Raw genomic sequence first — 22,767 nt, 5'->3', positions numbered from 1 at the left:
AAATTAATTCTCAAAACCAGCACTTTCATTAAATTTTACTCATCATCTGTTTTTTTTGGCACGAAAAATGCTATATTAAACACACATTCTAAACCAAAGTTTTCAGTAAGTTTAGTACAACAAAATGATATTATACACACTAATAACCTTCAGATAGCATATTCCGAAGGTTTTTTATTATTTATCTATATTTATTTACTCAGTTTTTCTAACTTCATTAAAAAAGCATACTCTAAAGCATCTTCCTTTAGTGATTCAAATCGACCACTAGCCCCTCCGTGTCCTGAAGAAAAATCAGTTTTAAAAACCAAAAAATTTTGATCTTTTTTCATATCTCGTAGCTTTGCTACCCATTTTGCTGGTTCCCAATACTGCACTTGACTATCGTGGTATCCTGTAGTTACTAGTAAGTGAGGATAACTTTGCTCCTTAATATTATCATATGGAGAGTAAGACTTCATATAATGGTAATATTGCTCTTCTTTAGGATTTCCCCATTCGTCAAACTCACCTGTTGTTAAAGGAATTTCTTCGTCTAGCATCGTGGTAACCACGTCTACAAACGGAACTTGCGCAACCGCTCCATTAAAAAGGCTAGGTTCTTCGTTAATAACAGCCCCTACTAATAGTCCTCCTGCACTACCTCCTATAGCGTAAAGATGTTTTGAAGAAGTGTAGTTTTTCTCAATTAGAAATTTGGCACAGTCTATAAAATCATAAAAGGTATTTTTTTTGTGAAGTAACTTTCCTTTTTCGTACCATTCTCTACCTAAATATTCTCCTCCTCTAATATGTGCAATAGCAAAAACAAAACCTCTATCTAGTAATGACAATCTCCCTCTAGAAAATGAAGCATCTATGGTATGACCATAACTTCCGTAACCATAAAGTAATAATGGTGTATCCTGAGAAAGCACCGTATCTTTTCTGTAAACTAAAGATATAGGTATTTGTGTAACACCATCTCTTGAAGACGCCCATAACCTCTCCGAAGTATAATTTTCTTTTGAAAATTTACCTCCCAAAACTTCTTGTTCTTTAAGAAGTATCTGGGTTTGACTATTCATATCGAATTCAAAAGTGGCAGATGGCTGAACAAGAGATGAATATCCATATCTTAATTTTGTAGAATTAAAGTCCAAATTCAATCCAATATATGCTGTATAGGTTTCCTCTTGAAACGGAAGATAGTATTGTTCATTCGTTTCCCAATGCCTGATACTAATTTGAAGCAAACCTTCTCTACGCTCTTCCACCACGAGGTAATCTTTAAAAATTTCAAAGCCTTCTAATAAAGTATCTTCCCTGTGAGGAATTATTGTTTGCCAGTTTTCTTTCTGTGGTGTAGCCACTGGTGTTTTCACTAATTTAAAATTAGTTGCTCCTCCCTCATTAGTAATGATATAAAAATGATTTTGATAATGCTCTACCGCATACTCTAAGCCTTCTTCTCTAGTTTGAACAATTTGCCATGGTGCAGACACATCATCAGCTGGAATAAAACGATGCTCATCTGAAACCGTACTAGAACTCGCAATAAATATATATTCTAAAGATTTAGTTTTAAATAAATTGACATCAAATGAAGTATCTTTTTCGTGGAAAACCAAGACATCTTCGCTAGGAGAAGTTCCTAGTTTATGTCTAAAAATCTGATATGCCCTGAGACTTTTATCTTTTCTGATATAGAAAAAATGCTCGTTATCATTAGCCCAAACAACTTTACCTGTGGTGTTTTCTATAACTTCGTTGGAGACACCCCCTGTTTCTAAATTTTTAATGAAAATACTATAAATACGCCTTCCTGTTTCGTCTGTAGAATAAGTGGCTAATTTGTTATTAGGACTCACCGCCATACTTCCCACATCTAAAAACTTCTTACCTTCCGCTAGTTGATTAGCATCTAGCAAAAGTTCTTCCTCCTCTTCTAGAGTTTGGTACTTTCTGAAAAAGAGTGGATAATCTTTCCCTTTTTCAAATTTCACAATATACCAATACTCATTAAAAAAATACGGCAACGAGGCATCATCTTCTTTATACCTCGCTTTCATTTCCTCAAAAAGCTCTTTTTGAAAATCTTCAGTGTCCTTTAATATAAATTCTGTATAAGCATTTTCTTGCTCAAGATATTCTAAAACCTCTGGAGCGTCTCTTTGGTTTAACCAAAGGTAAGGGTCTATCCTTTCATCATTATGAATAACCAACTTCTGTGGTTTTTGTATTGCTTTAGGTGGTTGCATCTTTTTTTATTTTTACTAAAAAGGTCATCTTCATTTCGTTATATTGAAAGATGATGACCTTTTATAATGGGTTAATATGTTATTTTACTTTCTACTTATTGGCTTTTTTGATGAAGTTTTCTAATGCCATTGTCATAGACGGATTTTCTTTGGTAGGCGCCACAATATCTACTGTTAGCCCAGCTTTTTCCGCTTCTGCTTTAGTAGAATTACCAAAAACAGCTACTTTAAATTTAGATTTTTTATAATCTTTAAAGTTTTCTACCAAAGACTTTATCCCTTGTGGGCTAAAAAACACTAGAACATCATAGCCATTGATATTTATATCAGACAAATCGCTATTAACGGTACGATACATAATAGCCCTAGTCCAATCTACTCCAGACTCGTCTAAAACTTTGGTTATCCCATCATTAAGAATATCAGAAGAGGGTAAAAGATACTTCTCTGATGGATATTTCTTAAGCAAAGGGATTATATCAGTGGGTAATTTTTCACCAAAACTAATTTTTCTTTTTCTGTAAACAATGTGCTTTTGCAAATAATTGGCGATAGCCTCTGACTGGCAAATGTATCGCATAGAATCTGGCACCGAAAAACGCATCTCCTCAGCTAAACGAAAGTAGTGATCTATTGCGTTTCTACTAGTAAAAATAATTCCTGTATACTTAGAAAGGTCTATTTTTTGTGTTCTCAAATCCTTAGCATCCGCCCCCTGAACATAAATAAATGGACGAAAATCTATTTCTATTTTTTCCTTTTTCGCAAGTTCTAAATAAGGAGATGATTCCGCAGGTTGAGGCTGAGATATTAGAATAGATTTAATTTTTGACATTTTTAAAATCCTGAAAAATTGATTAAAAGAATAAAAATTTCCCAACTACCAAAAAAGGTAAAATTTGGAGCGTGCAAATATACAAAATTTTATAATACCATTCATCTGGCAAGATGGTCTTATGATGAAACAAATAGACCAAGTTTTTAAAAATAAAAGACATACAGAAAAAGACGGCATACATATATATCATCCATTCTGTTTCTATGGGAAAATAATTCTGAGCGAGTACCAATACTATTAGAGCTAAACTATACCCTAAAAAGAATTTTGTAGCTAAAAAATAAAAACTCTTCCATCTCTCCACTTCGCCTATACTTGCTAGAAAGAAATAGGTAGATACGGTTCTAAAAAAAAACAGAAAAACTAATGCTAAAATAATACTGCCTACCTTATTAGGAGTATACCCAAAAACATTAAGATATTCAGCAAATAAGCGTGGGTTTATAGGAAGAATATTAGATAACGCTACAGCCGCTAAAATAATAAACCCCACACTAGTTACAACCCAAGACTGAATGGTATTATTAGCAAATTCTTCTTTAAGAGTAAAAAATTTAATTAAACTTATATCCCTTAAAAGAACACGAAACATCACTACATACAAAAACCCAACTCCTAAAAGAGAGTATATAATCCAATCTTTATTTTCTACAATTCTTATCAAGATTATTTTTTTGCAAAAATACTCTTTATTAGATTTCTACAAAAGTAAATTTTATCTAACCAGCACTTGCCGTCTTTCTTCTCAACCAAGTTAAAGTATTCCAACCTAAAGCATCTATCTTTTTAAGCAGCTCTGCAATAAATATAGCCGAAACCACATTAACCAAATAAACCATTAAAATTAAAACACCCCAATGGATATTATCCTGCAAAGGAACTACCATAAAATAAACCAACGATGAACTAATACCTTGTGCAAAATAATAAAAAATGGCATTCTTACCAATATAGTTTATAAAATTATCCTTAGTGATTTTAAGCCTGTTATAAAGTACAAATACTGTTATCAAAGAAAGGAACGACCATACAATATACGGTATTCTTGGAGGAAATTTTTGTTTATTTATTTTATAAAAAATATCCGTTCCATAGAACCAAAACATCCATACTAAAAACAGAGACAAAGCTCCATACAACAGCGGAATATAATTATTCTTTATCCTCTTACCTTTCATTTTATGAGCCACCAAAAATACACCAAGATAAAAAGAAACATATCCCACCTGACCCGTTGGATAATAATGTGGGAAAATATTAAACAATAAAGTTAAACCAAAACATAAGGCTATAAACCAATTGATATGTTGCTGGAAAAACCTGAGTATTAGTACCCCAAATACCGTTAAAATATAATAGACTTTAAGATACCAAAAACTACCCATCACCACTGGAAAAGTATCACAAGTAGAATATTGATGTAAATACCAATTCCCTAAATTCTCCCATTGAGGAAAATAAGCTATGGATTGTGGTACAAACTTGCTTCCAAAAGTAGCATAAAAACTTTTCAAACTCTCTAAACCAAAAAAGTAAAGCCCAAAAACTTTAAAGAAATAATCTACAAAAAACAATAGTGTTACAAAAATCATATAGGTTATCTGGAGTTTCAATAATCTATAAAGTGTTTTTTCTACATTTCCGCCAGAGGTAAGACCACTAAGTGCAAAGAAAATAGGAACATCAAATAACAATGACAATACTCTAAGTTCCGTAGGAATATAATACTGACCGCTCCAAAAAGTGGTATGGATAAAGATAATGGATAAAGTTGCTAAGCCTTTTGCAAAATCAATATATAAATCTCTTTTCATTTTCCAGCATTTAATTATAACACCTCAAAGATACGTCTTAAAATATAGGAATGAAATATATGCACACAAAAAAGTTCGGTTGTTTCACAACCGAACTTTACTAGTTTAAAGATATAACTACCTATTCTTTGTCATTTTTTCTATTTTTAAAACGCTTATCTGGTGTGCCGTCTTTTTTAAGTTTACGGTTTTCCTTGTAGCGTCTATCTGGCGTGCCATCTGCTTTTAACTTCCCTTTATATTCTCCTTTTTCAAAAGCCTCCTTTCCTTCTTTACCTTTTTCAGCAGACTCAGAATATTCCTTTTTGAAATCTTTTTTCTGGCTTTGCATCTTTTGCTCCTTTTTTATAACTTTTTCTTGAGCTTTAGATGTTACTGAACCTTGTACTTGTTGAGAGTAAGCTGTACTCAATCCTAGTACGAATGACATTGCGATAAGTATTTTTTTCATTTTAATATTATTTGCTTGGTATAGTATCAAAAACCAGACCCACTTTACCCAAACAATACTAAAATTTAGTTAATGTTTTCATAAAATTACTTTAGCAAAACACCAAAGGTATTTCCTTGACGAATATCGCCAGTCTCATACCCCTTCATAAACCATTCTTTCCTTTGAGCAGAACTACCATGAGTAAAGCTTTCCTGATTAACATACCCCTGTCCTCTTTTTTGAATATTATCGTCACCCACAGCTTCAGCAGCACTAATTGCACTTTCTATATCTCCTGGCGTTAAAATACCTTCTCTTTCATCTGTTTTTTTTGCCCAAAGCCCTGCATAGAAATCAGCTTGAAGCTCTGTAGCCACAGATACTCTATTCATCTCTGCTTCCGAATACTTTCCACTAGCTCTAAGTGAATTTACTTTTTCAGTAGTTCCTAAAATGGTCTGTACATGATGCCCTACCTCATGTGCCAAAACATAGGCTACAGAAAATTCGGTAACCTTAGCACCAAATCTACTCTGAAGCTCTGAGAAAAAACTCATATCCATATAGATAGTTTCATCAGCTGGACAGTAGAAAGGTCCCATTTCAGACTGTGCTGTCCCGCACCCTGATTGTGTTACGCTTTCAAAAAGCACAACTTTAGGCTTCCGATATTGCATACCATTTTCCGAAAAAATTTTCTGCCAAGTAGTATCATTTTCAAAAATTAACATCTCAATAAACTCTCTTACGTGTAATTCCTCTTGGGTTAACTCTCTCTGCTCTGTTTGTTGAGTACTTCCCAGACCACCGCTTCCTATAATTGAAGAAGGGTCGCCACCTAGAAAAAACACAATAGCAGCTATGATTAAGGTTCCTATGCCTAGACCACCGCCTACAACCATCCCTCCTCTTCCTCTTCGGTCTTCTACATTATCCCCTCTATTATTAGTCCATCTCATTTTAGTACTAATCTAGATTAAATATTTTTCTTAAAATCTACCATTTTTAGAGCTGTAACAGCAGCCTCTACACCTTTGTTACCCAAACTCCCTCCACTTCGTGCTATAGATTGTTCTTTGGTATCATCTGTAAGCACACAGAATATTGTTGGGGTGTCTGTTTGTGTATTACATGCTGTAATGCCTTGTGTAACACCTTGGCAAACATAATCAAAATGGGGGGTTTCTCCTCTGATAACGCACCCTATGGTTATAACAGCATCAAAGTAGCGTTGCTTAGCACAAAGTCTCATAGCAGCATAGCTAAGTTCAAAAGCACCTGGTACATAGTAAATTTTTATTTTGTCTTTCTTCACACCTTCTTTGAGTAGTGTTTCTATAGCTGCATCTCGAAGATTGAAAGTTACAAAATCGTTCCACTCAGAGACAACAATGCCGATGTTGAACTCATCGGCATTTTTAATATCGAGTGGCTTATAATCAGAAAGATTAATAGTTGCCATATTTTTTATTTTAGAGTTATGATGTAAATTTAGTAATATTTTACCATTTCTATATAAGCATCTGAAGCACCACCATCATAGTCTTGATATTTCTCATCAATAGCTTCAAAATATTTTTTAGCATCAGCATTTTTCTTTAGAGAAATTGCTACCAAACCTGCTTTTCTTGTGAAGTAATAAGATGTGAATGGGTCATCAGATGTAGATGATGCTTTATCATACTGTGCCATAGCATCATCAGCTTTATTAAGGCTAGACAGACAATCACCCATAGCACCGTATTTTAGTGCCATCAATATTTTATTATCTGACTTGAATGCATCTAACAAATCGTAAGCTTCTTGATATTTCCCTTCTTTAAATTTAAGAAGACCTGCATTATATGCTGAAAGTTTTCCTGCCTTAGTACCTGAAAACTCTTGGTATGTTCCTAGAAAACCTGGGTTAGCCGCAGATTTACCTCCTAATGCAAGCTCGTTATTCCCCTCCGATAGGTTTTTCTGTGCTGCTAAATATCCTTTTGTAGCCTCCTCATTTTTAGGAGCTACTATAAATTGTTGATAAGCAAAATATCCCAATATAGATACTAACACCAATGCAAATACACCAACCAAGTATTTAGAATACTTCTCTAAAAATTTTTCAGATTTTAGTGCAGTTTGATCTAGCTCCTGAAATATCTCTACAGTTTCTTTTCCTTCTTTTATCTGCTCTTCACTTAATTTATTGTATTTTCCTGACATTTTGATTATTATTTAGTCCGCAAATTTAGTTTTTTCTTTTCTGATACACAAAACTTAATCCGTGCTTTAGTATTCTAATAACTGATAAATTTCTGAATTGAATTTCTTTAATTTCGCCTCTCCTCCAAGAGCCTTAAGCCCAATTAAGAAACTAAACTGTGCTGCTTTTGCTCCTTGTTTCTCCACTAGTTTTGCTGCAGCTTCAGTAGTTCCGCCTGTTGCTAAAAGGTCATCGTGAATTAGAACTCTATCACCAGCTTTTAATTGCCCCTCTTTCATTTCTATCTCTGATGAGCCGTACTCCAAATCGTATTTTTGAGAAATAAACGGAGGCGGAAGTTTACCTTTCTTACGAATTAACACAAAAGGAACTCCTAACTTTACCGCCACAGCTATTCCAAAAAGGAAGCCTCTGCTTTCTATACCACAGACTACATCTACCTTACCTTTACTAAACGCCACCAAATCATCTATGACCTCTTCGTAAAGTTCTGGATTAAGGAAAATAGGTGTGATATCCTTAAACTGTATCCCTTCTTTAGGGAAGTTTGGGATATTATCAATGGTTTTTTCTAATTTTTTAATGAGTTCTTGAGTTGCCATTAGCACTATTGTTTTTGTGTAGAATTAATTTTATAGTTTGTAATTTTCCAACTATTTCCGTCTGATTTAAGCGTATAGGTAACATCTAATGCAGAAGTGTTGCCATTATTATCCGTTACATTATAACTTGCATTTACTGTTGCAGAATTATCAGAACTAGACTGAGTTGAAATGTTTTTTACAGAAATGTTTTTCACAGAGCCAAAACCAGATGTTGGATTAGAAAACTGGTCGTAAGAACCCCACTTTGGATTTGAAGAAATCTCATAAGCAGCCTTTAAATTATTACTCCCTATGTTGTTTAAAAACTTGCTAACTGTAGACTTAGGGTCTGTTTTAACTTTTGGAGTATTTTCTTTTGGTTGAACTGTTCCCGCATCTTGTTCTTTTATTTCTCCATCTCCACTTTCGGTAGGTACAGCTTCATCAACAGTAATAGGTTGCTTTAATGCTTTGGTATTTACAGACATTCCTCGTCTTGTCATTTGTAAAAACTTCTGTGCCGTTCTTACAGTTACCTTAATATCGATTACTCCGTCTGTTACTTTTTCTTGAGGGATAGACGCTAGATTTACATAAAATCCTTTAAAATTATTATCCGTCATCAGTCTTTTAGATATTAACAGCTTTAAATCATTACTGTAAACCTCCAATGTTGTCTCTAATCCTGCATTAGAAAAGTCTACTAAATTCCCCCTTGTATCTATCAATCTCGGAACAACTTGTAAAGCTCTAGCACCTAATACACTATCAACAGAAACAGGGTTTATCTGTAAGCTAATAGACGAAGCCTTAACATCATTAGGGTCTATCATAGTAGGCTCTTGACTTTGGAAGATATTCATCTTTCCTAAAGATGGTGGAGAAGTACTAGACCATTCTAGTTCATTTTTGGCTGCTACTTCATTAGCCATAGCTAAAATTTCAGGTACCTTTTTACCATCAAGTAATTTTGACAACGCATTCAACTCTTGTATATCTCCATCTGCTTCTACTCCAAATGTTTTGAGAATGTAAAGAGCTTCATTAAACTTGACTTGCTCAAGCGTAGTTAAAGACGAAGACATATCATTGATACTCGATTGAAATGCTCTTATATTACTACCATCTACCTGATCTTTTTTACAACCTATAAAGAAGAGCAAGAAAAGTATTGGTAGTAGTTTTAATCTATTCATTATTTAATATTTATATCTTCACAAAAATAATAAAATCCCGACAAATACATCGGGATTTTAATTTTATTTTATAGTCTTTTCCTAATTAGAAAGGATATTCATAAATTTCAGATTCATGTAGGTATGGGTTTCCTTTAGGAATAAGCTTCATTTTAGAAAGTTGTGTCATAGTTACGAATACGAATAAACCTACTACAAACAAAACAGAACCTAAAACTAGCAATAGAACTGTAAAGTTATTCCAGTGAGGACCTACAGTTCCTGGCATTACCATATTGAAGTAATCTACAATGTGCCCAATAATTACAATCACTGCCATAGTAGTTACCACCTTATAGTTTCTCTTAATACTACTACTTACCATTACTAATAGAGGTATTAAGAAGTTAAGGATTAACATTGGTAAGAAAGTTGGTGCATAGTACTCAAATCTTCCAAAGAAATAGTTTACTTCTTCAGGTACGTTTGCATACCAATAAAGCATAAACTGTGCAAACCAAGTATAAGTCCATAGCATACTCGTAGCGAAAAGATACTTACCTAAATCATGCAAATGATTATCATTAAACTGAGGTAAGAAACCATTTTTCTTAAGATAAACACTCACAAGGATAATAGCAGCTATAGCACTTGCTAAACAACTCACCATAGAATACCAAATATACATAGTAGAGTACCAGTGAGGGTCTATAGACATCAACCAATCCCATGCCCATAGTGCAGAAGCAAATCCAAAGAAAGCAATATACCCCACACTCCATCTATAAAGCATTTGGTAATCTCTCAAAGATTTAGTTTCATCTACTTTCTTAGACATAGATCTAAGTTTCCAAGCGAAGAAAGAAGCTCCAAGTACATATGCAATATTTCTTACAACATAGAAAGGAATATTTAAAAACTTCTTCTTTTCGTATAAAATAACATCGAAATGAGGGCTGTTTGGATCAGTAAGTTCAGGATCCATCCAATGGAAAAGATGCCCATTATGAGTTACATTTAAAATCATTATAATGATAAGAATCGCTCCACCGTAAGGAATGTAAGCTCCAATAGCCTCCATTACTCTAGTAATGATAATAGACCACCCTGCATGAGCCGCATGCTGAACTGAGTAGAAAAACATTACACAGCAACTAAGTCCGAAGAAGAAAACCGCCACAGAGTGAATAGCTGCTAAAGGCTGATTGTGCACTTGCATTTTTGCGTGTTCCAAATGAGCCGCATGATCCTGAGGACCTACAAGTTCACTAGAATGAGTAGGATTATGGTGTCCTGAAGCATGTACTGCTTCCATCATATGCTCTATTTTAGCATCATCTATTCCATGATTCATAAAATACCCTGCACCGAAAAGCACCAATCCCAAAATGATGAATACGATAGAATATAATCTTAATTTTGGTGAAAAACTATACATTTTCTTTAGTTTTATTATTTAGTATTGTTTTTTGTTTGATCTGCAGATGCTGTTACAGGTGCAGGCAATGCTGCTCCTTTAAACGCATCCATTACATACATAGAAACTCTCCATCTATCACCTGGCTTTAGCTGCCCTGCATAAGACCCCATAGCATTTCTACCATAAGTTAATACATAGTGAACAGATCCTACTGTAATTTGTCTATCAGAATACTTAGGCACTCCCAAATAAGCTCCAGATTGAACTATTGATCCTTGTCCATCTCCAGCTGTACCATGACAAGCAGCACAAGTTATTTCATATAAATGCTTTCCTCTTGCTAAATCTTTAGCTTTATTTGCTGGATTTAGAGGAGACTCTACTATTGCTTTTGATGCATCATATCCTGCATTATACTCATCTGCCGTCATCGCAGCCCCAGGAGTACTTTCTGCTAAACCTTCTGGATTCTGAGATACAGTTCCCTCTACTGTTGTTAAAGCCGTAGCACCATTATTCTTAACAAAAGCAGGAATTTCATTCTCATGCTTAGAATAAGGATCTGCTGCTTTCATTAGCGGATCATAAGCCACTGGAAAATACATATCTGGGAAATACACCAATGGTGGATTTTCTTTAGGTCCGCAAGAATTCAAAACTATTGCTAACACACCAAAGATACCTGATAATTTAAAAATATTTTTCTTCATTTTAAGCATCTTTTACAGTTATTTCTTCTACTCCTGTGTCTATAAGAAGTTGTTTAATAGTCTCTACATCAGAAGACACAAACTCCATCATAAACTTATCATCTGTAGTTCTTGGATCTGGGTTTTGTGGTTTAGCTCCTGGGTACATCTTATTTCTAAATAAGAAAGTAAGAGACATCAAGTGAGCCGAACAAAACACCATTAACTCAAACATTGGCACCACAAAAGCTGGCATATTATGAGCCCAGTCAAAAGCTGGCTTACCACCTATGTTTTGAGGCCAATCATGGTTCATGGTATACCATGTTGTAAGAGCTCCTATCATCACACCATAAACTGCGTAGATGAATGCGGCATCTGAAATTCTAGTTTTCTTTAAACCTAGTGCCTTATCTAAACCGTGTACTGGAAAAGGGGTATAAACCTCCTCTATTTCAATACCTCTTTCTCTGAAAGCCTTTACGCCGTGCATTAAATCATCATCATCGCCGTAAAGTCCGTATATTCTTTTAGTGGTGCTCATCTCCTTCTTTTGCTTTATAAGTTTCACCTGAAATTTTCAAAATACTCTTCAATTCAGCCTGTGCAATTACAGGGAATGTTCTAGCGTATAATAAGAACAATACAGAGAAGAATCCGATAGTTCCTAAATAAACGCCTACATCGATAATGGTTGGTTTAAACATTGTCCAAGAACCAGGTAGATAGTCTCTAGAAAGGTTAATAACAATGATATCAAAACGCTCAAACCACATACCTATGTTAATTACTAATGCAATAATGAATGTTGCAAAAATATTAGTTCTTACTCTCTTGAACCAGAATAATGCAGGAATCACTAAGTTACATATAATTAGTGCCCAGAACGCCCACCAATAAGGTCCTGTAGCTGCACCTGGCGTTAAGTATGCAAAGTCTTCGTAACGACTTCCAGAATACCAAGCGATGAAATACTCTGCTGCATAAGCCACAGTTACCATACCACCTGTAACAATGATAACGATGTTCATTATCTCAATGTGGTACATTGTAATGTACTCCTCTAAGTGGCATACTTTTCTAGCTACTAATAATAGAGTTTGTACCATTGCAAACCCTGAGAAGATAGCTCCTGCCACGAAGTAAGGAGGATAAATAGTAGAGTGCCAACCCTTAATTACCGAAGTAGCAAAGTCAAAAGATACCGTAGTGTGTACCGAGAATACCAAAGGTGTTGCCAAACCTGCTAACACAAGTGATAGTTCTTCAAATCTTTGCCAGTGCTTAGCCTTACCACCCCAACCAAAAGCTAATATTGTATATATCTTCTTAGTAAATGGTGTTTTAGCTCTATCTCTAATCATTGCAAAGTCAGGAATAAGTCCCATAAACCAGAATACCACCGATACAGAGAAATAAGTAGAGATAGCAAATACGTCCCAAAGTAAAGGAGAGTTAAAGTTTGTCCAAAGAGAACCAAACTGGTTAGGTAACGGGAACACCCAATAACCAACCCAAACTCTACCCATATGTATCACTGGGAAAATAGCTGCCTGAACTACCGCAAAGATAGTCATCGCTTCAGCGGAACGGTTCACAGACATTCTCCATCTTTGTCTAAATAGTAAGAGTACAGCTGATATAAGTGTACCTGCGTGCCCGATACCTACCCACCATACGAAGTTGGTAATATCCCAACCCCAGTTGATAGTTCTATTGAGTCCCCAAGCACCGATACCAGTACCAATGGTATAAGCTATACAGCCAAATCCATAAATGAATAACACTAAGGCTGCGTATAAAGACGCCCACCATAACTTACCTGCTCTTTCTTCTATAGGCTTTACGATATCTTCTGTAATATCGTGATAAGTCTTATGCCCTATAATTAAAGGTTCCCTAATTGGAGCTTCGTAATGTCCTGACATTTTTTACCTATTTATAATTAAATTTTATTTTCTTCTTCTTTTCTATTTCTAACTTTAGTATGATAGAATACATTCGGTTTAGTTCCTATCTCCTCTAGTAAGAAGTATCTTCTTTCATCTTTGAATAACTCTCTTACTTTAGAAGATTTATCATTCATATCACCAAAGGTCATAGCTCCTGTAGAACAAGCCTTAGAACAAGCCGTCTGGAACTCTCCATCTTGTACTTTTCTACCATCTTTCTTAGCTTCTAGAATTGTACTTTGTGTCATTTGGATACACATAGAACACTTCTCCATAACCCCTCTGGTTCTTACCACAACATCTGGATTTAGTACCATTCTTCCTAAATCGTTATTCATATTGAAGTCAAACTTATCGTTCAAGTTGTAAGTAAACCAGTTGAATCTTCTTACTTTGTATGGACAGTTATTTGCACAATATCTAGTACCAATACATCTGTTGTAAGCCATTTGGTTTTGTCCTTGCTTACCGTGAGAAGTCGCAGCTACTGGACAAACCGTTTCACAAGGTGCATGGTTACAATGCTGACACATCACTGGTTGGAAAATCACATCTGGACTTTCATTTGGTTGGATAAGAATATCATAAAGGTTAGGAACATCTAGACCTCTATCTATACCTTCTTTAACCTCAATTTTTTCTTTTGCAGAGTAGTAACGGTCTATTCTCAACCAGTACATATCTCTAGACATTCTTACCTCTTCTTTACCTACTACTGGTGTATTGTTTTCTGCTTGACATGCAATTACACAGGCTCCACAACCAGTACAAGCATTTAAGTCTACTGATAAATTGAAGTGTGGACCATCTGTATCATCATAAGCGTCCCAAAGCGTAATTTTACCTGCTGGTAAAGCACCGTTGATAGTGTGGTATTCCAAAGGCTTATTCCAACCTTTAAGGTGGTCGTCAAAAGGAACATTAAGGAAAGTATCTAAAGAAACTTCTCTAGCAATTTCATAACGCCCCATTAGAGTGTTTTGAAGCTGCATTCCAGCAAACTCATGCTCACCAGAAACTTTCTCTATTTTAACATTAGAAACCGCTAAGTTATATCCGTCAAATAAAGGATAAGCATTAACACCTGTCTCAGCTACCTTTCCTGAATCTTTTTTACCATACCCTAAAGCTAACCCTACAGAGCCATCAGCCTGTCCTGGTTGAATGAATACAGGTACATTTTCTATTGTAACTCCATTAACGGTAACATTAACTTTAGAACCGTCTAACTGCATTCTTCCGTTAAGCTCGTTTTCTAATCCTAGTCTTTCCGCATCTTTAGGAGATACCGTTAGATAGTTATCCCACGACAATCTAGAAATAGGGTCTGGTAACTCCTGTAACCAAGGGTTATTGGCTTGAGTACCGTCTCCCATAGAAGTTTTTGTATAAAGCACCAATTCTAAATCACTTGATTTGAATTGTGATAATTCTGCTACAGCTCCACCTGCATTACCACCTGCATACGATAAAGTACTACCTGCAGCAACGCTATTAAATGCATTATATAAACCTTTATTGAAAGATGTCTCTCCTAAAATAGTAGAAGCATTAGCTTTAAGATAAGCATAATAGTTATTAGCAGGATGATTTTTACCATTAGTCCATACTAATAAAGACTCTTCTATTTGCCTTGATTTATAAATTTTCTGAATTGTAGGCTGCATTAAAGAGTATGCTCCTGTCTCAGGCATTATATCTCCCCAAGACTCTAGCCAATTAGCAACAGGAATAGCTGCTTTAGCTACTTGATACATCTCATCTTTCTTCTGTGTTACAGCTATATGATAAGGTACTTTCTTAATAGCTTCCTTAAGCTTAGCACCTGTTTTGTAAGAATAGATAGGATTAACATTATTAGAAATAAGTACTCCTACCTGACCAGAGTTAAGCCAAGTTACAAACTCGTTAAATCTCTGAGCATTATATTCTTTTAGGTAATTAGCTTTTCCTGTAAACGCTACAGAAGCTAATTTCTGGTTGATTAAATGGGCTAAAACATAGGCTGCTTTAGAACCATCTGCAAATACAACAGCTTTGCTACCTTTTGCCTTAAGTTCTGCAACAATCTTAGCAGCTACTTGGTTAGAAGTAGAACCATTAAGTCCGTTATAAACCTCTACCAATGTCTTATACACTTCGCTAGGTTTCATTCTCAACCTAGTATCCGCATTAGCTCCAGTAAGAGACATATTAGACTCCACCTGAATATGACGAAGCATATTAGCGCCTGGTTTTCTAGCAACTGCATAAGAAGTCTCTAAAGACCCTGCATTATAATCTCCTAAGAAACCTGCTTGGAAAGATACTACCAATTCGGTTTGAGACAAATCATAAACAGGTAATGCTCTTTGTCCGAAAACTTCCTCTGCGGCATCTAAAGCTGCTGCGTAAGGTATAGCATCATATGTTACTAATTCTGCATTAGGATATTTTGCTTTGAAATCGCCAAACAACTTCTTAAAAGTAGGACTCGCAAAAGAGTGAGATAATAAAACAATTTTCTTGTTTGAAGCCTTAGCTTCCTCCAATCCTTTGATAACAAAATCATCTACTTTATCAAAAGTTTCATCTTTACCGTCTAGCTTCGGCTGTTTTAATTTATCATTATCATACAGTGATAACAATCCTGCCTGAACTCTAGCGTTAGTTTTCCCCAAAGAACCCGCTACTGGATTCGGTTCTATTTTAATAGGTCTTCCTTCTCTTGTTTTTACCAAAACACTTGCAAAATCATATCCATCAAAGAATGAAGACGCAAAGTAGTTAGGCACCCCAGGAATAATATTATGAGGTTTTACAACATAAGGAATTGTTTTGATTACCGGAGACTCACACGCAGCCAAAGTAACCGCAGCAGTAGAGAATCCTAATAGCTTAAGAAAGTCTCTTCTACTCGTTCCGGAATTATTCATCTTATCATCATTGCCCAAGAACTCATCTACGGGAATTTCGTTCTGAAATTCCTTCTGAGCCAACTTATTATTAAGCGTTGGGTCTTTTAATTCGTGAATACTTCTGAATTGTATTTTATTTGAAGCCATTTTGATACTTCTAGTTTTCTGTTATTAATAATGACATTTACCACACTCTAGTCCACCGATAGCATCTACTGTAATTTTAGTGCCTTCGCCGTACTGTTTTTTCAACTTATCATGTAAGTTTTTGAAATACTCTTTGTTGTAATCGTTATTCATATCTACTTCTGTACTTCTATGACAATCGATACACCATCCCATAGTGAAATCATTTGCCATTTTAGCCACATTCATAGTATCTATAGCACCGTGACAAGCCTTACAAACCACATCTACATTTTTAGCCTTTTTAATCGCCGCTTCCCCTGCTACTACGTGCTGTGCGTGATTAAAGTAAACAAAATCTGGCATATTGTGAATTCTCACCCATTCCACAGGTTGAGTTTTACCTGTATAAGACTGAGTAGTTTCGTCCCAACCTACTGCAGCGTAAATCTTTTTAATTTCAGAAGTATAGAATTCTTTAGACTTACCTGGTTCAATGTAGCTACCTTTATATTCTGAAATGTTCTTATGACAGTTCATACAAACATTAAGTGATGGAATTTCTGAAACTTTACCATACTTAGCACTTGAGTGACACAACTGACAGTCTATCTTATTTTCACCTGCGTGAATTTTATGAGAGAAATAGATAGGTTGCTCAGGTTTATACCCTTTATAAACACCTACCCACATCAACCAATTCCAAACACCGTAAACCGCCAATATAGCCAGTACCGCTAAAACACCCTTACCTACATAATGATACTTCTGGTAAAGCTCTCCAAAAGATTGCGTTCTAGTCGCATTAAGTTCTGACAACTCATCACTTTGGCTAAGTTTAACCAACTGTCTAAGTCTTAATAACAACCATACTAACAATGCCGCAATAAATAGTAATGATACCAAAACTATTGTAGAGTTAGTACGCTCCTGTTGTGCCTTCTTTATAGTATCTAAATTATTAGCTTCTGCTGCCGCATCAGCAGCAGGTGGGTCAACAACAGGAGGGTTTGTGGTATACGCTAGTATATCATCAATATCCTTCTCGGAGAGACTAGGAAACGCCGTCATCTCCGTCTTATTGAATTTCTCAAAGACCTCGTTAGCGTACTTGTCTCCAGACTCTCTAAGCGCCTTATTATCTTTTATCCACTTATGTAACCAATCTGCCCCCAGCCCTTGCTCGGTTTGCAGCCTATCAACCACACCTCCCAGAGCAGGACCTACCATTTGTTTATCCAACGCATGACAGGCAGCACAATTGGTTTTAAAAAGCGTTTCCCCATTCTTTGGGTCTCCACTTGCAGCATCCTGTGAATACACAGAAGCACTAGTTGATAGCAATAATCCTATAGCTATCAATCCCTTTTTGTAATGCTTTCTCCAACTAATCATTTATATAATCTTGGGTTATTAATAAAAATGAATTTTATATTCAGTTGGGCAAAAATAAGACATTAACACAAATTTAACAGACTAGAATGGGTGTAAATTATCATATTTAAGTAATTTATAATTATTCTAAACTATTCAACCTTCTTTTTAAATTTTGGCACTTGGTATATTTTTTACTTTTACTATTTTTGCCGAATATTTTTAACAATTTCAAATGAAAAAATTAATAAACTCAAGCTTTTATGCTTTATTCTTTCTTGCCTTTTCTTTTTGTAATGCACAAAATACGGTTATAAAAAAAGATACATTAGAAGGTACAGAACTTAGTATCACTACTGATAAAAACATTAGTTCTCTGCTAGATAATTTAGAAAAAGGGTGTACAACAAAAGAAAGCACGGTGAAGAAAGCAGAAAAATCTGATTATATAGCATCCTCTAACACAACAAATACTAACAAAAATTTGTCTAATGCTGAAATTTGCAGAAAAAATCCTAGAATATTGGGATATAAAATACAACTTGTAGTTGTAAAAAGTAAAGCCGAAGCGGACGAGGTTGCTCAGTATTTCAGAAGGAGATTTCCGTACATAAAAGTACAGCTAGATGCTTCTCTTAGACCGAATTACAAAGTATTGGCGGGTAGCTATTTCACCAAGGAAGGAGCAGCAAGCGATTTAAGAAATATAAGAGGTTATTTTAAATCTGCTATTCCCGTAAAATATATGATTTTTTGTACAGATGCCCTCTAAGACATTTCTCTAAAAATAAAAACCTCGTTTCTGAGAACATTTAGAAACGAGTTTTTTTGTTTTTTCTCATATCTTTTATACAAAAAAGGTTGTATTTGTTTTTTAGTTTCCTCCCAATTTCAAAAATAACAAAGATTGAATTTCAAGCACTTTTCAGAACAGTATGGGAAATTAATAGGTTAATTCTATTTTATTATTTTGTTTGGCATTTATACTTTTACGGGTTTCTGAAAACTTTTTCATTTCTTCAGGCGGCAACTGGATACCCATTTCTATAAACATTAATGCTGGATTTTCTTTAAAACTTTGATTCTTTTTGAGATAGGTGTCGTAGTCTATACTCAATGTCTTAATTCTTATATGATTAAAAAAATCAAAGGTAAACGGATGGTCTATTTTCTTTACTTCTACAAGATAGATTTCGTAGTCTGAGTGCGTATCTTTTATCTTCAAAATCAAACCTGGCAATCCCTTAAATTTATACGGTCCATCATTGACAAGGAATTCATCTGAAAACCACGCTTCCCATTGTCTCCCAGCAAAAGTGGTAGTTGCTTTTTTTACTTTATAATTATTATATTGCTGTGTTTCATTAGAGTATTTCCATATAATTTTTCGTGGTTCACGCATTTCATACAAATTTGCACCAATCATTTCTCTGAAATAAGTTTCTCCATCTTTATAATTCTTCTGTATCATATAATCTAATTTAGTTTCTGGGAGCTTACTTTTGCTTACAGACCTATTATTTTGATAAATAGAAGCCCACTCTGAAAAAACTTCTGGGTAAAAAACAGACCCATTACTGGTAATGTCCAAATTAAAATTTTCTGATTGAACGAAATCCTTATTCAAGGAGTCAATCTTGAAATCTATACGATAAACAAATCTGTATTGAGAAAACATATTCTCAAATGCCAATATTAAAACTAATATAACTAAATTCTTCATAATTAAATCGTTTTATAGTTTTTTTTATAAATTAATAATAACAATATAGATATATATGCCAAACTAACAGAAATAGTTAGTATAGAGTTTTCTGTAAACAATCTTACAAAACTTTCTTTCGGTAGATAATTCCCGATTGTATCTTTATTCATCATCACAATAGTATCTTCAAAAAACAGATACCCTATACTAATAAAAACAGTCCAAACACTTGGTTTTATAGACATCAAATAATAAGCAAAGAGAGAGAGAAAAAACTGAAATAGCACGAAGTAAATAAAATACTTTTTTATATATTCAAAATCAAAGTTTGCTTTTCCGTAATAAATAAGAATGGATATGCAATAAACAAGTACCCAACTAAAAACACCAATAAGTAATATCCTTAAAATATCTGTATAAACAATACCAATACTCTTATTTTTCGAAAAATTAATAGCAATAAGTCGATAATAACCATCACTAAATAATTTATAAAAAACGAACATATAGAATGAAAAACTGAGTATAGAAACTATATTAGACTGAAAAAAAATGTTGTTTTTATGACTGCTACTGCTAATATCCAAGAAAAAATAATAGAGTAAATACTGCACTATAGACACTATAGTAATGGAAACAACATTATATCTGGATGCGAAGAATAGTTTAATCGATTTCATATTTTTGCAGTGTTTTTTCATTAATCATATAATGATTTTCACAAGTTTTGGATACAAAGTGACGGTCGTGAGAAACAATAATATATCTTTTGTCAGATTGTCTAATGAAGTTTGATAAATAATCTACAGAAACATTATCTAAGTTTTCAGTAGGCTCATCCAAAATAAATATTTCCCTATTTAGAGAAAGAATAAATGCCATATGTGCCTTTACGACATTTCCTTGAGATAGATTTTTTATCTTAGTGTTGTAAAAAGATTTAAACTCCAAACCAAATACTAGATTCTGAAAAACATCTAACAACAATTCTTCTTTAAATAAATCTTTATGATTAGCTAATGACAAATCTTTGTTTAGAGAAATATGCCCTCCATAATACCCCATTGAAAGGGGGTTCTTAATTTCAATATCTCCTTTTAGCTTACCACAAATGATATTGAGCAATGTAGATTTCCCACAACCATTTCTTCCACTGATAGATAACTTTTCTTTTTCTTTGACATTAAGAACAATATCTTGTAAAACAATCTCCTTGTTGTATGAGAAACTTTTAACATGAATAAGCATGAGACAATCTGTTTTTAAATTTATTAAATCTAGTTTTTGAAGTATAATTTAAATCTCTTCTATTATAAAGTTGTTCTAAAATTGAACTACAATACAATCAATAGCACACTCTCCTACACAAACTCCTACACCTACAGAAGTTGACTTATCAGAACATTTGTTGTCCCTAGTACAATTTGTAAGACAAGTTCCAGTCACGGTCAAATCATGCATTTAGAAACATTTTGCTTAGATATTTCTCCTTTCATTGACACAAAACTTATTTTTACACTACAAATGTATTTTGATTTTTTTACAATATCACTAAACAAAAGTGTAGTTATTGATTTTTTATTAACACGACACTTTTGTTTATATTTGTTCTTATCTATGTAATTTTAAACAAAAGTGTAGTATGGAAGATATCAATGGTTTTTTTGATGATAGAAATACATTTCATCATTTATCTGATAATGATTTAGAACAACTGAAAGATTATATATCCGTAGTAGATGCCTTTGCAAGGCTGTCTTACAAGAGTATTTATGTTATTGACTATCAAAATCAATCCTTTGAATATGTTTCTAATAATCCGCTATTTCTATGTGGGCTTTCTTCACAAGAAGTAAAGGAATTAGGATATGCTTTCTATTTTAGAAATGTAAAAAAAGAGGACTTAGAACTTTTAATGAAAATCAATGAAGTGGGATTTTCATTCTATGAAAGAATTCCCATCGAGGAAAGAAAACTATACACTATTTCCTATGACTTCCATCTCATCAATGAAAGAAATAAACCTGTACTCGTTAACCATAAGCTAACTCCTATTTTCCTCAACGAAAAAGGTAAAATATGGAAAGCAATGTGCTTGGTAGCTCTTTCGTCTAATCAAACTGAAGGCAACATCATTATAAGTAAACAGGGAAGCGAGGATTTTTGGAAGTTTAATCTTGACACAAATGTTTGGGAAAAGGAACAAAAAGTAAAACTCTCCGAAAGAGAGTTTAATATTTTAGAGCTTTCTGCCAGAGGTTTTACCATCAATGAAATAGCCGAAAAAATATTCGTAAGTTCCGATACTGTGAAATTTCATAGAAGAAAAATATTTGATAAATTCAATGTTCAGAGTATTTCGGAAGCGTTGTCTTATGCTAAAATTAATAAACTGATTTAATAGTTTTTTGTAGAAAGGAAATAAAATTCTGGAAAAACCTTATAAGGTTTTTCTGTAACAATGTCATACATTACATTTGCACACATACCCGATACAATCCAAGAAGCTACAGCAAGTTGTGGGGGTGTCTGAGCTTCCTCTTCATTCTTATACTTTTCAATAATATCTTCTAACCATTTTTTAGGATTGTTCCAAAATCGAGAATAAGTCGCTACATATTCCACTACTTCCAACTCGTTAAAGTCCTCTTTATTTTTAGTCAATAAATCTAATGTTAAGCCACTTGGCTTGATAACTGTTATTAACCCACCCCAACCCAAATTATATGGATGAATCACAAAAATTCCTTTTTCTTGGCACTTTTTATCGAAAAGAATTGGAATGTCACTAGTAAAATCTAAAGCATTAACGGCTATAAAATGCCCCTCCAAAATAGATTCTAAATTATCTTCCTTAATAAACTCAGTAATTACTTTAATATTCGCTTTCGGATTGATATTCACAAGCCTTTCATAAAGTTGATTAGCTTTCAATTTATCAATATCATCATTGATATAGTTTTGCCTATTAAGATTAGAGAGCTCTACACTATCGCCATCTACAATTGTAATATTTTCAAAACCTAACCTAAGTATACACTCTGCAATATTACTTCCCAATCCACACCCTCCTATTAATATAGGAGCTAGTCTAATTTTTTCCTGCTCCTCAGGAGCTATATAAATCCTATTTCTAGTATATCTTTGCATTTTTTTCTACAAATTTATAATGATATATAAGATATACTGCTACACAAAAGTGTAATTATTAGACTAAATTATTCTTTTATAAAACTAAAATAATCCAAAAGCCTAAATTCAGACCATTCTACAAATTAACGCTAAGCTAATAGATTCTTTTAGAGAATATAACT

21 protein-coding genes are annotated in these 22,767 nt (G+C 34.0%); 2 read left to right on the top strand and 19 right to left on the bottom strand.

Annotated features, from left to right (window positions below; genetic code table 11):
- Positions 1–191 precede the first annotated feature (191 nt).
- The 16 genes from RA0C_RS07075 to RA0C_RS07000 all read right to left on the bottom strand — a co-directional run bounded on the left by RA0C_RS07075 (position 192) and on the right by RA0C_RS07000 (position 17,769).
- Complete coding sequence (locus RA0C_RS07075; RefSeq protein ID WP_013447025.1) at positions 192–2,240, bottom strand: S9 family peptidase; 2,049 nt, start codon at positions 2,238–2,240, stop codon at positions 192–194.
- A 91-nt stretch (positions 2,241–2,331) separates the two neighbouring features.
- Positions 2,332–3,075 (bottom strand): uroporphyrinogen-III synthase, encoded by a 744-nt coding sequence (locus tag RA0C_RS07070; protein ID WP_013447024.1) that lies wholly within the window; start codon positions 3,073–3,075, stop codon positions 2,332–2,334.
- A gap of 22 nt (positions 3,076–3,097) precedes the next feature.
- Positions 3,098–3,742: a DUF4271 domain-containing protein gene (locus RA0C_RS07065; protein WP_004916137.1), complete on the bottom strand. Its 645-nt coding sequence runs from the start codon at positions 3,740–3,742 to the stop codon at positions 3,098–3,100.
- A 55-nt stretch (positions 3,743–3,797) separates the two neighbouring features.
- Positions 3,798–4,892: an acyltransferase family protein gene (locus tag RA0C_RS07060; protein ID WP_004916136.1), complete on the bottom strand. Its 1,095-nt coding sequence runs from the start codon at positions 4,890–4,892 to the stop codon at positions 3,798–3,800.
- Between the two features lie 121 nt (positions 4,893–5,013).
- Complete coding sequence (locus RA0C_RS07055; RefSeq protein WP_013447023.1) at positions 5,014–5,343, bottom strand: hypothetical protein; 330 nt, start codon at positions 5,341–5,343, stop codon at positions 5,014–5,016.
- An 86-nt stretch (positions 5,344–5,429) separates the two neighbouring features.
- Positions 5,430–6,284 carry a KPN_02809 family neutral zinc metallopeptidase gene (gene ypfJ, locus RA0C_RS07050; protein ID WP_004916133.1) on the bottom strand — a complete coding sequence of 285 codons (855 nt, stop codon included), beginning with the start codon at positions 6,282–6,284 and terminating at the stop codon, positions 5,430–5,432.
- A 17-nt stretch (positions 6,285–6,301) separates the two neighbouring features.
- A complete protein-coding gene (ribH, locus tag RA0C_RS07045; RefSeq protein WP_004916130.1) occupies positions 6,302–6,787 on the bottom strand; it encodes a 6,7-dimethyl-8-ribityllumazine synthase in 486 nt (161 codons plus the stop codon).
- A 29-nt stretch (positions 6,788–6,816) separates the two neighbouring features.
- Positions 6,817–7,530 carry a YfgM family protein gene (locus RA0C_RS07040; RefSeq protein ID WP_013447022.1) on the bottom strand — a complete coding sequence of 238 codons (714 nt, stop codon included), beginning with the start codon at positions 7,528–7,530 and terminating at the stop codon, positions 6,817–6,819.
- Positions 7,531–7,596: 66 nt separating this feature from the next.
- Positions 7,597–8,133, bottom strand: a complete 537-nt coding sequence (locus RA0C_RS07035; protein ID WP_004916128.1) for an adenine phosphoribosyltransferase — start codon at positions 8,131–8,133, stop codon at positions 7,597–7,599.
- 5 nt (positions 8,134–8,138) lie between these two features.
- Positions 8,139–9,311 carry an NTF2-like N-terminal transpeptidase domain-containing protein gene (locus tag RA0C_RS07030; RefSeq protein WP_004916126.1) on the bottom strand — a complete coding sequence of 391 codons (1,173 nt, stop codon included), beginning with the start codon at positions 9,309–9,311 and terminating at the stop codon, positions 8,139–8,141.
- Positions 9,312–9,396: 85 nt separating this feature from the next.
- Positions 9,397–10,728, bottom strand: a complete 1,332-nt coding sequence (locus RA0C_RS07025; protein ID WP_004916124.1) for a hypothetical protein — start codon at positions 10,726–10,728, stop codon at positions 9,397–9,399.
- Between the two features lie 14 nt (positions 10,729–10,742).
- Entirely contained in the window at positions 10,743–11,429 is a 687-nt protein-coding gene (locus RA0C_RS07020) for a c-type cytochrome (RefSeq protein WP_004916122.1), read from the bottom strand.
- Positions 11,422–11,943 carry a DUF3341 domain-containing protein gene (locus RA0C_RS07015; protein WP_004916120.1) on the bottom strand — a complete coding sequence of 174 codons (522 nt, stop codon included), beginning with the start codon at positions 11,941–11,943 and terminating at the stop codon, positions 11,422–11,424. Before RA0C_RS07015 ends, RA0C_RS07020 begins: the two co-directional genes overlap by 8 nt.
- Positions 11,930–13,327 (bottom strand): NrfD/PsrC family molybdoenzyme membrane anchor subunit, encoded by a 1,398-nt coding sequence (gene nrfD, locus RA0C_RS07010; protein WP_004916117.1) that lies wholly within the window; start codon positions 13,325–13,327, stop codon positions 11,930–11,932. Before nrfD ends, RA0C_RS07015 begins: the two co-directional genes overlap by 14 nt.
- 17 nt (positions 13,328–13,344) lie before the next feature.
- A complete protein-coding gene (locus tag RA0C_RS07005) occupies positions 13,345–16,395 on the bottom strand; it encodes a TAT-variant-translocated molybdopterin oxidoreductase (RefSeq protein ID WP_004916116.1) in 3,051 nt (1,016 codons plus the stop codon).
- Between the two features lie 24 nt (positions 16,396–16,419).
- Positions 16,420–17,769, bottom strand: a complete 1,350-nt coding sequence (locus tag RA0C_RS07000; RefSeq protein WP_013447021.1) for a c-type cytochrome — start codon at positions 17,767–17,769, stop codon at positions 16,420–16,422.
- A gap of 214 nt (positions 17,770–17,983) precedes the next feature.
- On the opposite strand from RA0C_RS07000, the gene RA0C_RS06995 reads away from it, so the two are divergent.
- On the top strand, positions 17,984–18,520 hold the full coding sequence (locus RA0C_RS06995) for an SPOR domain-containing protein (RefSeq protein ID WP_004916114.1): 537 nt from the start codon (positions 17,984–17,986) through the stop codon (positions 18,518–18,520).
- A gap of 171 nt (positions 18,521–18,691) precedes the next feature.
- Here RA0C_RS06995 and RA0C_RS06990 read toward each other — a convergent pair whose 3' ends face one another.
- Both RA0C_RS06990 and RA0C_RS06980 read right to left on the bottom strand, forming a co-directional pair.
- Positions 18,692–19,471, bottom strand: coding sequence for a GLPGLI family protein (locus tag RA0C_RS06990; protein WP_004920695.1), 780 nt, complete (start codon positions 19,469–19,471; stop codon positions 18,692–18,694).
- Positions 19,472–20,119: 648 nt separating this feature from the next.
- Positions 20,120–20,701 (bottom strand): ATP-binding cassette domain-containing protein, encoded by a 582-nt coding sequence (locus tag RA0C_RS06980; protein ID WP_004920687.1) that lies wholly within the window; start codon positions 20,699–20,701, stop codon positions 20,120–20,122.
- Between the two features lie 394 nt (positions 20,702–21,095).
- Between RA0C_RS06980 and RA0C_RS06975 the strand changes: the two genes are divergently transcribed.
- Complete coding sequence (locus RA0C_RS06975) at positions 21,096–21,854, top strand: response regulator transcription factor (RefSeq protein ID WP_004920684.1); 759 nt, start codon at positions 21,096–21,098, stop codon at positions 21,852–21,854.
- Here RA0C_RS06975 and RA0C_RS06970 read toward each other — a convergent pair.
- Positions 21,851–22,603 carry a ThiF family adenylyltransferase gene (locus RA0C_RS06970; RefSeq protein ID WP_004920681.1) on the bottom strand — a complete coding sequence of 251 codons (753 nt, stop codon included), beginning with the start codon at positions 22,601–22,603 and terminating at the stop codon, positions 21,851–21,853. The genes RA0C_RS06975 and RA0C_RS06970 overlap by 4 nt on opposite strands.
- Positions 22,604–22,767: the final 164 nt, after the last annotated feature.

Origin of the sequence: Riemerella anatipestifer ATCC 11845 = DSM 15868, from assembly GCF_000252855.1 — a bacterium.
Lineage (GTDB): Bacteria > Bacteroidota > Bacteroidia > Flavobacteriales > Weeksellaceae > Riemerella > Riemerella anatipestifera.
Note: the sequence above shows the minus strand (reverse complement) of the source record. Positions and strands in the feature narration are given on the sequence as shown.